Below are 13,204 nucleotides of genomic sequence, written 5' to 3' on the forward strand. Positions count from 1 at the left end.
ACTCGACCCCACCGCCGAACTGTGGGCGTTCGTCATGGGCGAGTCGCCCGACTTCGAACCGTTCCGCCCGCGTCTGTCTCGCTACGGGATGGGGATGGATGACAGCGTGGCCGAAGCGGCAACGCAGGCGTTGGCGGACTTGCTGACGGAGATGGAGCGACGCGGCAAGATCCTCGGGGAGCAGCCGGGCCGCCCGCCGAAGGTCTCGCGCAAGCTCGCCGATAAGGCCGGGCTTGGCCTGCATCCGCTGGTGTGTGGGATCGACGAGTGTCACGAGCTGTTCCAACACCCGAAGTACGGCAAGAAAGCCGCCGAACTGGCCATCAGGTTGATCAAGCGAGGACGCAAGTACGGGATTGTGTTGCTGCTGGCCACCCAATCACCGACGAAGGACAGCATCCCTCGGGAGGTCACCCGCAACGTCTCGTGTGGAGTGGCGTTCTCGGTGGCCGATCAGGTGGCCAATGACGGGCTGCTCGGGTCGGGGAAGTACGCGGCCGGTATCCGCGCGACCGAACTGCGGATCAACACCGACCGGGGAACCTGTGTCGCGGTCGGCATCACGGACGAGACGTTCGAGCTGGTGCGCACGTTCTACGTCCCGTTCGAGGACGGGGCCGACGACGTGAGTCCGGTCATCGCACGGGCGGTGGCGCTGATTGAGGAGATGGGACGGGCGGTCGAGTCCAGCGCACGGCGGCAGCTCGACGCGGCACCGGTCGTCGCCGACCACCTGGCCGACGTCGTGGCGGTGTTGGACGGGGAGAAACGAGTCCGGACTCAGGTGGTCCTGACCCGGTTGGCCCGGCACGATCCCGGCGAGTACGGGGAGTGGACGTTCCGCGACCTCACGGCCGCGCTTGCACCGTATGGGGTCGCGCCGGTCAAGTCGGACGGAAACAAGGTCATCCGCGCCGACGACGTGGCCGCCGCACTCGCCCGCCGGGACCGCGACGACGAAGGACCCGGGGACGGAGACGGCAGGGATGCGGGCAGGGAGCCGGCAGGGACTCAGGGACTTATCCCTGACGGGTCCCTGACCGAAAGTCCCTCCTCTGACCAGCGTAAACACGGGTCAGGGATGGCAGGGACCAGCCGCCGGCCAGACCCGGAATCTGGCCGAAACCCGGGTGATTCCGGGACGGGCGAAGGTCCCTCCCTGTCTCCCCGCCGACCGGACAGGGGGAGGTGAGCCGCCCTTTGCCCGACCACCCAGCCCACGCCCCGCAGATGACCACACGGCAGGACCCGAAAGGCAGCGACCATGACCGCCACCGCGACGCAGAGGACGGCCGTCCGACCCACGAGAGCGCATCGAACGGGGGGAGCACGTCAGACGGTGATCGTGCCGACGGCCCGGACGGCGGAGACCGGTCGGACAGCGACCGGCCCCGACCTGCCCGGCAGGGCACCACCGTAGGACGGCCTCAGCGGGCCGGAGACGGCTCGACACCGTCACAGCCGAACCGCACGACCGACGCGGCGTCTCGACGCGTCGGAGCCGCTGCGGGCCGACCACGAAGGAGGGCAGTCCCGCCGCGCCTGACCCCAACTCCGGAGGAGTGGGCGCAAGAACAGGTGAAACACGCTCCCGAGCGCTCACGTGCATGGGCCGCGAAAGTCGCGGCTATCTACGGGCTGGAGCTGCCCGCAGACTGACACCACGGAGAAGCAACCCGCTATACGCCACGGCGGGGCGACCGGTCGACTGGTCGCCCCGCCGTTGTCGTTGCACGGGTCTGTTGCCGGACCGCTCAGCACGGCCGGTAGTTGACGATCAGGTGCCCTTGTCCACGTTGCTGCGCCAGCGTCAACCGCCCGATTTGCGGCCCGGGGTTCGTGTGCGGGGTGTCGTCGGTGAGCCCGCTAAAATCCAGGTGGCACGCGTCCACGGACAGCGTGCCGTCCGGATTGGACTGGGACGCCTGCCCCGAGAGAGACAGGTTGTTCACGTAGTCGCCCGCCGCCGTCACCTCGGCGGCCATCGCACGGATCGCGGCCGGACAGTCCGGCACGCGCCGGGCGTCGGCGAGTTGCTGACGGGCGACAGGCGCGAAGACGAAACACGCATCGGCGACGGCATCCGGCGTCGGCCGGGCGATCCGTTCCGCCAGGAAATTGACCATGCTCCCCGGGGTCCGGGGCAAGATCCGGGCCACGGCGTCATCGTGAGCCTGATTCAGTTCCTGTTGCGTCTGCCGAGCCTGGCGGGCCGCATCTACCGCCAGCATCACCCACCCCGCCGCCACCATCACCACACCCAGCGCCAGCGCCCCCGACGTCCGCCAGCGCCGCACCCGTAGCCGCAACATCACCAGTGCAGCGGCCCCGGCACCGGTCACCGCGACCCCCGCCAGCAGCACCCACCACCACGGGTTCACATAGGTCAGCAACCACACCGCGACCACCAGCAGCGGCACCGTCACACGCCATAACGGCGGCATCCGCCGGGCCACAACCAACACGGCCACGAGACCGCCGACACCGCCGAACAACCACGGCCACATCGCCCAACCGGACAGCCACCACGCCACCAGCGCGAGAATCCCCGCACCGATCAGCACGGGCACCCGTACGGCGCGCTCAATCGCCTCCCGCCGCCGATTCCGGTCCTGGTCCCGCGCTGCTTTCTGCTCTCCGGCAGCGACCAGACGGTCTGTGAACTTTTTTCCGCCCATGATCCCCAGGATGCGCCTCTACCTGCGACAACGCCACCAGCGCCGAACATTTGACCGACGATCAAATGCGGGGGCCAACCCCCGCAGCCCTGTCACCCGGATGGCCCCGAGAGTTGGTCATCGTGTCCTCAGATTGAAAAAGATATTGAAATGCGCTCTTGCGCCACGCTTGTGTCGCGGCAAAGGTTCACGGCATACCGTAAAGACCACGCAGGAGGGGGTGACCGGCCATCAATATCATCATTAATCAGTCGATCAAGCTTCCTCGATGAAATCAGGTGCAATTATTGATCAGAAGCCCCAGCATGTGCGGCTGGCGCATGATGGGGGCATAGAGGAGGTAAAAATGGCAGCAGTGACCGACTTTCATGAGGACCTCGACAATTTTGCAGACGCTGGCCGTTTCTTTGTTGCCGTTACGGAACGCCTGCAAGGTGCCAAAGTCAAAGAAAAGGATGCTCAGCAACTGGCTCACGCTCTCCGGTTACCGATTCCTTCAGGCTTAAAAGGTGCATCAATCGAGGTTTTGAAAGACGATCACGCGATCGCGAACTCGACGGATCGGACAACAGTTGTAATTTCTTATCCGCCTGTTCCAACGCGTGGGCCAGAGGTCGACGTGCAAGAGTTCAAGAAGTGCTTTACCGTATGCAAAGGCGTAGGTAACGCGAAGATATGCGCAACTGTTTGTGTCGATATTAGCGTGGGCATGAGCGGAGTTCATGGGAGCATCAACGCCTCCGTGTCGCTGGCGTTCTGACTCCTCAGGCTTTGCTTGGTCGGTTGTTGTCGCTCCATTGCTCTCAGGTGACGCAGGGCGGCAGGGCATCGGACCTACTGGCCCGATGCCCTGCCGTGGCGCGTCCCATGTGGAACGTCAGCCGGGTTCGTCGCGGAAAATCGGCTTGATTTGGTCCGGGTGGAACCGGACGCCCTTCCCGGCGGGCGTGATCACCACGGCGGTAAGGGTCTCGGCAATCGCCGCTTGCTTCAATTCGATGGTGAAACTCGGCTTTTCCCACTGTTCGTCAAGGTTCGCGACTGCCGCGTCGCGGGCATCCTGCCGAGCCGCGTACTTACGTTTCTCGCGTTTCAAAGTGGCCTCTGTGGCTTCCATGCGCGCCAGGCTGGGAAAGTAGCTTTCCGCCGAGTAAGTGCCAGCCTCATACCGCATCGCTGAATCCCGCATCCGGGATTTCAGGTCGCTGAGTTCCTTCTCTTTCGGCCACGGCGGTAGCTTCTCCAGCTTCCGGGACTGGATCTTCCGATGATCGGCAAGCACCAGCGCACGGATGTAGGCGTCCACGGGTGCCGCGTCTCGCGAGGTGCTGGCGCACCCCCCTTGCCCTTTCGACGGGCACCGGTAGATCTCGACCAGCTCGCCGGATCGCTGGTTACGCCTACTGGAACCGACCATGCGGGCATTGCACTTGCCGCACCGGACGAACGGAGACAGCAAATGATTAGTCCGATACCCTCGCCCCTTCCCGCCTACGCGTGACTGCTCTTGCTCCTGAACGGGACTCCAGGCGCGCACGACGGCCGCGTGCTGGTCATCGGTGAGAATCGGCTCCCACTGCCCACGAACCGGCTCGCCGTCCTCCCCGGTCAGAACCGTGCCACGGTAGACGACTTTTCCGCACATGCGAGGGCGAGTAAACATGTTCCGGACGGTTGCCGCCCGCCACTCCACACCGGTCACAGTTGGAATCTTGCGATCGTTCCATTCGTTCGCCAACGTCAGCGGACTCAACCCGGCGATAATGCGCGGGACAGCCGCCAAGATGTGTTTCACTTCCCGCTTGTTCACCGTGATTCGGTCTTTGCGCCAGCCGAACGGCCGATTGGGGCCGCCGTGAATCTTTCCTGCCTGTGCAGCCCGACGCTTTCCGTCGGTAACGCGACGCGACGTGTTACGGGATTCGGCGTTTCGTTGGTTGACCAGGCGTCGCGCGGAGTCGATTCCCTCATCGGTGGTCAGGTTGATATTACCGGTCATGCTGACGACGTAAATGCCGTACAACTCGACCGCGTCAATGAGGTCTTCGAGGATTCGCGGATCACGGGTCGCCCGGTCTATATCGGCAGAGGCAAGGGCATTGCATTCACCCCGCCGCAAGGCGGTGAGAATCGACTCCCAGTCCGGGCGGACCACGCGATAGCCGTAGGTGCCATCGGGCAGCAGCACGCGCCGCCGCTTGAAGGACGACACGTTGGGCTCGGGAACCTCACGGTCGACCCGACCCCCGAGCGTCTTCACGAACTTCCGCAGGTCGCTGAGTTGGTAGTCGACCTGTCCCTCACCTGGAGCATCCTGGCCCGGCACTACCCTGGACTCACGGGCTTGAAGGATCCAAACTAGCTGGTCAGGGGCGTGCTCGATCAGCGTCCGGCCCCGCTCACGGAGTGGCTGTGAAGGTCCCATGACATCGAGTGTGCACTAGAAGCGCCATAGCTACCGCGACGAAGTACCGCAGCGTGCGCAGCTCCATGACCGGCGACGATATGCGCCCGGTATCGGCACCACCGAACCGGTCTTGGACGCCCGTGCCCGGGCGGCGGTGGAATCGGGGCATGACCGAGCTGACCGATCCCGCCGTGCGCGTCTCCGGCGCCCGCGAGATCGCCCCCGACCTGCTGGTGATCCCGAACGACCACGTCGACCTGGTGCCCAACATCGGTGTCGTCGGCGGCACCGAAGCCGTCCTGGTCGTCGACACGGGCATCGGCACCGCCAACGCGGCGCAGGTGCTCGCCTTCGCGCGCGAAGTGGCGAAGGGCCGGCGCCTGTACCTGACCACGACGCACTTCCACCCCGAGCACGCGTTCGGCGCGCAGGTCTTCGCCGGCGAGGCCACCTACCTGGTCAACCGCGGCCAGGCCGAGGACCTCGCCACCAGGGGCGCGGGGTACCTGGCGATGTTCCGCGGCCTGGGCGAGACGATCGCCCGCCGCCTCGACGGCGTCCACGTGCCCGCGCCCGACGAGGTCTACGACGGCTCGCGGGACCTCGACCTCGGCGGCCGGACCGTCCGGCTGCGCCCCACCGGCCGAGGCCACACCGCCGGGGACCAGGTCGTCGAGGTCCCGGACGCCGGCGTCCTGTTCACCGGCGACCTGGCCGAGACCGGGCAGTTCGCCATCTTCCCGTGGTTCCCGCCGCACGACGCGGACGTCTCGGGCGTCGGCTGGCTCGCCGTCCTCGACCGGCTGGTGTCGGCGGGGCCCCGCGTGGTCGTCCCCGGGCACGGCGACATCGGCGGCCTGCCGGTGCTCACCGACGTCCGCGACTACCTGCGGGAGCTGCGCGACGAGACCTGGCGGCGCCGGGACTCGGCGATGGACTCCGACCAGCTCGTCGCGGAGGTCCGGGCGGTGCTCGTCGAGCGCCATCCGGAGTGGGCGGGCCGGGAGTGGATCGAGCCGGGCATCGGCTGCCTCTGCACGGAACACGACGTCACGGCGTGACGAGCCACTCGACGATCGCCCGCGAGATGGCGCCGCCGGCTCGCTCGTCGTAGCCCTCGAAGCACGGCATCGAGTTGGCCTCCAGGAAGAACCACTCGCCGGTGGCACGGTCGATCTTGAAGTCGACGCCCAGCAACGGGACGCCGCAGTGCGCGGTCAGCCGCGCACAGCCTTCGGTGATCTCCGGGGGCGGGACCGACGGGCGGTAGTCGTTGGTCCCGCGGACGGTCCGGTAGTCGAGCACCGGCGAGTCGATCTGCTCGCCGAACGACCGGCCGCCCACGACGTGGACCCGGACGTCCGGCCCGACGATCCGCTCCTGGAACAGCACCGGCAGGTGGACGAGCCGCGGCAGCCGGGCCTCGTGGTGCGGTTCGAAGACTGTCGCCCACGTCTTCGTCGCGCTGGCGCCCTTGAAGATCGCGCCGGCGCGGCAGCCGCGGACGAAGTCCCGTGCCTCCTGCGGGTCCGAGGTGAGGCAGGTTTCCGGAATCCGCCAGCCGCCGACTTCGCCGAGGGCCACCGAATGCAGCAGCTTGGTGAATCCCGACGCTTCGCGCAGCGGCGGGTTCATCACCTTGCCGGGCACGAATTCGAGAATCCGCGCCAGCGCCTCGGTCTGGCCCGCCGAGGCCGCCGCCAGCTCGTCGGTGGGCGCGGCGGAGGCGACCGCCACCAGCCGGCACCAGACGGCGGCGTAGTCCCCGGCCCGGTGGCTCTCGCCGTCCAGCGACACCACGGTTTCGGCCGGGCACTCCAGGGAAATCCGGATGCTGCCGCGCATCGCCAGTGAGAGCAGGTCGACCGGCCGGAACGCGATCCCGGCCCGGCGCAGGGCCCGCAGCCCGGCCGTGAACGTCGGGTCGGCCGCGACACCGAGGCAGAGGATCACGGGGTGAGCCCGGCCAGCAGCGCCGCGTAGACCTGGTCCTCGAGGTCCGGGAACAGCTCGTGCCCCGGCCAGCACGAGACGTCGGCCAGCCGCGGGACAGCGGCCCCCAGTTCCGCGCGGAAGCCGGCGAACACCGTGCCCCGCCCGCGGAGCCAGCCGACGATCGGGGCCACCCGGTCCGCCGTTTCCCGGGCGAGCCGTCCTCCGGCGGCACCCAGCTCGAAGACCTCGGCTCCGGCGACGACGAACCGGCGCGTGCGGCCGGGGTCGGCGATCTGGACGACGTCGAACCGCCTGCGCGGCGCGTCGGGATCCACCACTGTCCACTCGGGAATGCGGTGCACCTCCCGTCCTGGCGCCGAACCGTCGTTGAGGATCACCGTGCGCGGCGGCTCGACGACCCCGGCGCCGGCGAGTTCCAGCGGGTCCAGGCGCGCCAGGAAGCCGTGTTCCGACGGCCGGTTGACCACTGGCCCCGGCCACAGCGCCACCGCCGACCACAACGCCGCGTAGGTCTCGGCCGCGGCGAACGCGCGATCCGGATCCGGCTCGTCACCCCAGCCGCCGGTTCCGCGGTTGAGGATCCCGCCGACCTCGGCGCCGTCGAACGTCAGCCGCGCACGGCAGACTCGCTCCCGGGTCGCCCGCACCGAGACGCCGACCCGGCCGAACCCGTGCGCGACGACCGCCGGAATTCCTTGCCCGGCCGCGAAACCGGCGAACCGGGCCGCCGTCTCGTCCGTGTCCGGGGCGATGACCAGGAGCGTCATCGCCCGCTGGTTTCCCAGACCTCGAGGGCCGCCGCGACCTGCCAGGCGGTTCTCGCCAATTCGTCGGCGACCGGGGGCCGCGCTTCAGCCGGGATGAACGGTTCGCCGGGCGCGGCGGTGCCGCCGTCACCTTCAGCGGAACCGGCCGGCATACCGCTCCGCGGATTCGCTGGTCTCGGTGTTCTCGCTGGTTTCCGTCATCTCGGAACGCTCGGTGCTCTCGCTTCCTTCGGTGCCTTCCTTCCCTTCGGAACTCTCGCTGGTTTCGGAACTCTCGGTCCCCTCGGACCCGATCCGTGACGATTCGGGAATTCCGGCCCGGGCGGTCACGCCGAGGTAGCTCGCCGCGCGCCTTCTGATCTCGAGCGGGAAATCCGTCAATGCCGCGTGTTCGTCCATCGTGACCCCTCCCGCGCCCCACCGCCGCCGGCCATTTCATGGGAGCACCGGCGGATCCGGGTGTCAACGCCGCTCCGCGCGATGCACCTGCATGGGGCAGCGCCGATTCGGCGGAAACAGTGTCTTTTTCACCGGATATGGAGCGCGGGCAATTCAGGATCACCGATTCCGGTCAAGCACCTGGGGCGCCGAGCACCGCCATCGCCGCGTTGTGGCCGGGGATGCCGCTGACACCACCTCCTCTCGCGGCACCCGCGCCACACAACAGGATGCGTTCGTGGGCGGTCTCGACGCCCCAGCTGCCCGCCTGGGCCGGATCCTCCGCGTACGGCCACGACAGGTCCCGGTGGAAGATGTGCCCCGCCGGAAGGCCCAGCTCGGCTTCCAGGTCCAACGGGGTTTTCGCTTCCACACAGGGCCTGCCGTCCGGCGCGGTGAGCAGGCAGTCCTCGATCGGCTCGGCCAGCACGCTGTTCAGCGAAGCCAGCGTCGCGCGCAACGCCGCTTCGCGTGCCTCTTCGTTGCGCCCCTCGAAGAGGCGGGCCGGCATGTGCAGGCCGAACAGGGTGAGGGTGTGCGTGCCGGCCGAGCGTTCGGCCGGGCCGAGGATCGACGGATCCGTCAACGAGTGGCAATAGATTTCGCAGGGCGGCAACGTGGGGATCCTGCCCGCCGCCGCCTCGCGGTACGCCGCCTCCAACTGCGTGAAGGTCTCGTTGACGTGGAAGGTGCCACCGAACGCGTCGGCCGGATCGACGCTCGCGTCACGCAGCCTCGGCAGCCGCGTCAGCACCATGTTCACCTTCAGCTGTGCGCCTTCCGGGCGTTCCGCCGGTTCCTCGCCCAGCAGCCGCGCGAGCGTCGCCGGCGCGACGTTCGCCAGGACGTGCCCGGCCCGGACGACGAGTTCGGTGTCGTCACGCCGGTAACGCACCTCGCCGTCCGGGTCGACCGAGAGCACTTCCGCACCGGTCATCAGGCGCGCGCCCGCCGCGGCGGCAGCCGCCGCGAGCGAGCGGGTGACCGCGCCCATGCCGCCGACCGGGACGTCCCAGTCGCCGGTGCCGTTGCCGATCACGTGGTAGAGCAGGCACCGGTTCTGCCGCAGGTCCTCGCCGTCCGCCGGGGCGAACGTGCCGATCAGCGCGTCGGTGAGCACCACGCCGCGCACCGTGTCGTCGACGAACCACGATGTGAGCGCTTCGCCGATCGGCCGTTCGAACAGCAAGGACCACGCCTCGGCGTCGCCGAGGCGCTCGCGGAAGTCCACTTCGGACAGCAGTGGCTCGGTGAGCGTCCCGAACGCGCGCCCGGCGACGCGCTCGGTCAGCTCGTAGAACCGCTGCCAGGCCGAGAAGTCCGCTGTGGACCCGGTGACCGCCCGGAACGACGACGCCGTCCGGACGGCGTCGTCGTTGTCGACAAGGAGACCGGAGCCGCCCGACGGGGTGTAGGACGACATCCGGCGCCGTCGCAGTTCCACGTCGAGGCCGAGGTCGGCCACGATCTTCTTCGGCAGCAGGCTGACCAGGTACGAGTAGCGCGAAAGCCGGACGTCCACGCCCTCGAACGCGCGGAACGAGACGGCGGCGCCACCGGTCTCATCCCGCCGTTCGAGCACGAGCACCGACCGGCCCGCCCGCGCCAGGTACGCGGCCGCCACCAAGCCGTTGTGCCCGCCGCCGACGATCACCACGTCGTAGCTGTCCATCTGCCGCCCTTCCTGGTTCGGCCTGCCCTTTCATCGTGACCATGGCGCCGGGCCGAATTCAAGGAAACGTCACGAATGGACCGTTCGCGCTATTCGGTTGCGCGGAGCGTGACCGGTCCGGCAAGCTGAGCGCGGCCGGCAGGGAGCCGGTGGATGAGAACGGGAGGTGCCTGTCGTGATGACTGTCCGGGCCCTTTCGCGCCCTCGCCCACCCGCCCCCCGAGGCTGATCACGCGCCCGGTGGGGCAGCCCTGAACAAGGAGAACCCCACCAGTGCGCCAGCACGACTTCGAAGACTTCGACCTGTTCGACGATCAGCCCACCCGCCGCCAGGCGCGTTCGCGCCGCCGCGGGCGGTCCGACGAACCGGAACCCACCCGCAGCGGCCGGCTGACCGAAGCCGAACGCGTCCGCCTCACGAAACTGCGCGACGACGCCTACACCGAAAACCAGCTGCCCGACGGGGCCGACCGCTGGTCCACCTGGGACGACGCCGACCACGGTCCGTCACCCCGGCCGGACTGGGTCGTCACCGAGCTCGCCGCGGTCGACACCGATCTCGGCGTCCTCAAGACCGGCAAGGAGGCGGACGTCCACCTCCTGCGGCGCGGGCTGCCCGGCACGCCGGGCACGCTGCTCGCGGCGAAGCGCTACCGCAGCGACGAACACAAGCTGTTCCACCGCGACGCCGGCTACCTCGAAGGACGGCGGATGCGCCGCTCCCGCGAGATGCGGGCGATGGCGCAGCGCAGCGCGTTCGGCCGCAACCTCATCGCCGAACAGTGGGCGGTCGCGGAGTTCGCCGCGTTGAGTCGCCTGTGGACGCTCGGCGCGCCGGTGCCCTACCCGGTGCAGCGCGAGGGCACGGAACTGCTGCTCGAGTTCCTCGGCGAGGACGACGGCACCGCCGCGCCCCGGCTGGCCCAGGTCCGCCCGGACCCGGACGAGCTGAAGGACCTGTGGTTCCAGGCCACCGCCGCGCTCGAACTGCTCGCCTCCGAGGGGCTCGCCCACGGCGACCTCTCGGCGTACAACCTGCTCGTGCACCGCGGCCGGGTGATGGTGATCGACCTGCCGCAAGTCGTCGACGTCGTGGCCAACCCCGGCGGCGTCGAATTCCTTGCTCGGGACGTGCGCAACCTGGCCGGGTGGTTCCACGGCCGGGGTCTCGGCGAAGACGTGACGAGGACTGGAGAACTGCTGGTGGAGCTCGTTTCCGCCGCCGGGCTGGAGTGAATCGTGGGCGGCGTCGCGGCTGTGGCCTGGACCACGACTGCGACACCGCCCACAACCGGTGCCCTCGATGAGTAGTCCTGGCTCCGGTTCGGGTACAGTGAGTACAGACCGCAACCGGCGGCGTGGATGAGTTGGTGTCCGTCGCCTCCAGAGTCGTTAGAAGGCACAGCCACCGAATGGCTCGCGGTGATCCGAAGTAACCCAAGCGGCGCGCAGTGTCGGCAAGCGATGACACGGTGTGCCGGGTCCGTCCCTGTGAACGCCCATCGCACACCATCTTGCCCTGCCTGCGCGCGGGCTGCCCGGGCCTCCCTTGCGACGAACCACGTCCGAGAGGCATTTGTGACCGTCACGTTCAACTCCGGCCCTTCCTCGACGTCCGCGCACGCGGGCCGTCCCGACCGCAAGCCGCGCACCCGCCCGGCCGGCGGCGACATGCTCCGCGACGACGCGGTCGAGCTCGTGGCCACCAAGACCTTCGCCGAGCTGGGCCTGCCGGAGCCGCTGCTCCGCGCGCTCAGCGAGGCGGGCATCAACAGCCCCTTCCCGATCCAGTCGGCGACCATCCCGGACGCGCTGGCCGGCCGCGACGTGCTGGGCCGCGCCCAGACCGGCTCCGGCAAGACCCTCGCCTTCGGCCTGGCCATGCTGGCCCGGCTCGCCGACGGCAAGGCCCGCCCGAAGCGCCCCCGCGCGCTGATCCTGGTCCCGACCCGCGAGCTGGCCATGCAGGTCGCCGACTCGCTGACCCCGCTGGCCAAGTCGCTCGGCCTGTGGTGCCGCACCGCCGTCGGCGGGATGGCCTTCGCCCGCCAGGCGGACGCGCTGTCCCGCGGCGTCGACCTGCTCATCGCCACCCCGGGCCGGCTGTCGGACCACGTCCGGCAGGGCACCGCGCACCTGGGCGACTGCAACTTCATCGCCCTCGACGAGGCCGACCAGATGGCGGACATGGGCTTCATGCCGCAGGTCCGCGAGATCATGGACCTCACCCCGCCGGGGGGCCAGCGGCTGCTGTTCTCCGCGACCCTCGACGGTGACGTCAACCGCCTGGTCCGGCAGTACCTGACCGACCCGGTCACGCACTCGGTCGCGCCGTCGACCGCCAGCGTGACGACCATGGACCACCACGTGCTCCAGGTCTCGCACCAGGACAAGCAGGACGTCATCACCCAGATCGGCGCCCGCGACGGCCGCACGATCATGTTCGTCCGCACCAAGCACCACGTCGACCGCCTCGCCGAGCGCCTGCGTGAGCAGGGCGTCAACGCGGCGGCGCTGCACGGCGGCAAGACGCAGGGCCAGCGCAACCGCGTCCTCGCCGACTTCAAGGAAGGCCACACCCCGGTGCTGGTCGCCACGGACGTCGCCGCGCGCGGCATCCACGTCGACGACATCTCGCTGGTGCTGCACGTCGACCCGGCGGCCGACCACAAGGACTACCTGCACCGCGCGGGCCGCACGGCGCGCGCCGGGGCGTCCGGCGTCGTCGTCACGGTGGCGACGCACGACCAGCGCCGGATGGTCCGCCGGCTGACCGACCGCGCCGGCGTGCGCGCCGAGTCGACCACGGTCCGCCCGGGCGACGCGGAGCTGACCCGCATCACCGGCGCCAAGGAGCCCAGCGGCGAGCCGGTCATCGAGCGGCGGCGCGAGAGCCCGCGTCGTGGTGGCGGTGGCGGTTTCCGCGGCGACCGCGGCTTCGGCGGCGGCGCGAACCGTGGCGGCGAGCGCGGCGGCGGCTACAGCCGCGGCGGCGAGCGCAGCCACAGCGGCGGCGACCGTGACCGCGGTGGCGAGCGCGGCGGCGACCGTGGTGGCTACCGCGGCGGCGACCGCGAAGGCCGTCCCGGCGGCTTCGGCGGCCGCAGCCGTCAGCCCCGCACGGGCAACGGCGGTGGCTACGGCCGTCCGAGCCGTGGCCCGCGTCGCGGCTACGACAGCTGATCGTCTCTTTCGCACCATTCGGAAGCCCCGGACCTCGCGGTCCGGGGCTTCCGGCGTTTCCAGGCCCGCTTGGCGGAGCTTCGAGGTTCGGATGGGAGACTGC

Annotated in this window: 10 protein-coding genes and 1 pseudogene; 5 read left to right on the forward strand and 6 right to left on the reverse strand. The window is 69.4% G+C overall.

What is annotated here, in order from left to right:
* Window positions 1-1,192, forward strand: a pseudogene (locus C2L58_RS02710) (hypothetical protein); the annotation flags it as partial.
* Between the two features lie 562 nt (window positions 1,193-1,754).
* Here C2L58_RS02710 and C2L58_RS50220 read toward each other — a convergent pair.
* Window positions 1,755-2,678 carry a hypothetical protein gene (locus tag C2L58_RS50220; protein WP_233225518.1) on the reverse strand — a complete coding sequence of 308 codons (924 nt, stop codon included), beginning with the start codon at window positions 2,676-2,678 and terminating at the stop codon, window positions 1,755-1,757.
* 268 nt (window positions 2,679-2,946) lie between these two features.
* On the opposite strand from C2L58_RS50220, the gene C2L58_RS48465 reads away from it, so the two are divergent.
* Window positions 2,947-3,438, forward strand: a complete 492-nt coding sequence (locus C2L58_RS48465) for a hypothetical protein (protein WP_146073520.1) — start codon at window positions 2,947-2,949, stop codon at window positions 3,436-3,438.
* A gap of 117 nt (window positions 3,439-3,555) precedes the next feature.
* On the opposite strand, the gene C2L58_RS02725 is transcribed toward C2L58_RS48465, so the two are convergent.
* Window positions 3,556-4,938, reverse strand: a complete 1,383-nt coding sequence (locus C2L58_RS02725) for a recombinase family protein (protein WP_158264073.1) — start codon at window positions 4,936-4,938, stop codon at window positions 3,556-3,558.
* A 314-nt stretch (window positions 4,939-5,252) separates the two neighbouring features.
* Here C2L58_RS02725 and C2L58_RS02730 point away from each other — a divergent pair, with 314 nt between their 5' ends.
* Window positions 5,253-6,146, forward strand: a complete 894-nt coding sequence (locus C2L58_RS02730; RefSeq protein WP_103335535.1) for an MBL fold metallo-hydrolase — start codon at window positions 5,253-5,255, stop codon at window positions 6,144-6,146.
* Here C2L58_RS02730 and C2L58_RS02735 read toward each other — a convergent pair.
* The 4 genes from C2L58_RS02735 to C2L58_RS02750 all read right to left on the reverse strand — a co-directional run bounded on the left by C2L58_RS02735 (window position 6,136) and on the right by C2L58_RS02750 (window position 9,918).
* Window positions 6,136-7,038 (reverse strand): ATP-grasp domain-containing protein, encoded by a 903-nt coding sequence (locus C2L58_RS02735; protein ID WP_103335537.1) that lies wholly within the window; start codon window positions 7,036-7,038, stop codon window positions 6,136-6,138. The genes C2L58_RS02730 and C2L58_RS02735 overlap by 11 nt on opposite strands.
* Window positions 7,035-7,808 (reverse strand): hypothetical protein, encoded by a 774-nt coding sequence (locus C2L58_RS02740; protein WP_103335538.1) that lies wholly within the window; start codon window positions 7,806-7,808, stop codon window positions 7,035-7,037. The genes C2L58_RS02735 and C2L58_RS02740 overlap by 4 nt, the downstream gene beginning before the upstream one ends.
* 132 nt (window positions 7,809-7,940) lie before the next feature.
* Window positions 7,941-8,207 (reverse strand): hypothetical protein, encoded by a 267-nt coding sequence (locus C2L58_RS02745; RefSeq protein ID WP_103335540.1) that lies wholly within the window; start codon window positions 8,205-8,207, stop codon window positions 7,941-7,943.
* 172 nt (window positions 8,208-8,379) lie between these two features.
* Window positions 8,380-9,918 (reverse strand): phytoene desaturase family protein, encoded by a 1,539-nt coding sequence (locus tag C2L58_RS02750; protein ID WP_103335542.1) that lies wholly within the window; start codon window positions 9,916-9,918, stop codon window positions 8,380-8,382.
* A 273-nt stretch (window positions 9,919-10,191) separates the two neighbouring features.
* Between C2L58_RS02750 and C2L58_RS02755 the strand changes: the two genes are divergently transcribed.
* The gene (locus C2L58_RS02755; RefSeq protein WP_103335543.1) at window positions 10,192-11,154 is read left to right on the forward strand and encodes a serine protein kinase RIO; all 963 of its coding nucleotides are present in this window, start codon (window positions 10,192-10,194) and stop codon (window positions 11,152-11,154) included.
* 342 nt (window positions 11,155-11,496) lie between these two features.
* A complete protein-coding gene (locus C2L58_RS02760) occupies window positions 11,497-13,101 on the forward strand; it encodes a DEAD/DEAH box helicase (RefSeq protein ID WP_103335545.1) in 1,605 nt (534 codons plus the stop codon).
* Window positions 13,102-13,204 lie beyond the last annotated feature (103 nt).

The sequence above is a fragment of the Amycolatopsis sp. CA-126428 genome (assembly GCF_002904335.1).
In the GTDB taxonomy this organism is placed as follows: domain Bacteria; phylum Actinomycetota; class Actinomycetes; order Mycobacteriales; family Pseudonocardiaceae; genus Amycolatopsis.

Excerpts from the sequence above, each read along its gene's own strand:
- C2L58_RS02730 (WP_103335535.1), top strand. The coding sequence starts at position 5,253 with ATGACCGAGCTGACCGATCCCGCCGTGCGCGTCTCCGGCGCCCGCGAG.
- C2L58_RS02740 (WP_103335538.1), bottom strand. The coding sequence starts at position 7,808 with ATGACGCTCCTGGTCATCGCCCCGGACACGGACGAGACGGCGGCCCGG.
- C2L58_RS48465 (WP_146073520.1), top strand. The coding sequence starts at position 2,947 with ATGAAATCAGGTGCAATTATTGATCAGAAGCCCCAGCATGTGCGGCTG.
- C2L58_RS02745 (WP_103335540.1), bottom strand. The coding sequence starts at position 8,207 with ATGGACGAACACGCGGCATTGACGGATTTCCCGCTCGAGATCAGAAGG.
- C2L58_RS50220 (WP_233225518.1), bottom strand. The coding sequence starts at position 2,678 with ATGGGCGGAAAAAAGTTCACAGACCGTCTGGTCGCTGCCGGAGAGCAG.
- C2L58_RS02750 (WP_103335542.1), bottom strand. The coding sequence starts at position 9,918 with ATGGACAGCTACGACGTGGTGATCGTCGGCGGCGGGCACAACGGCTTG.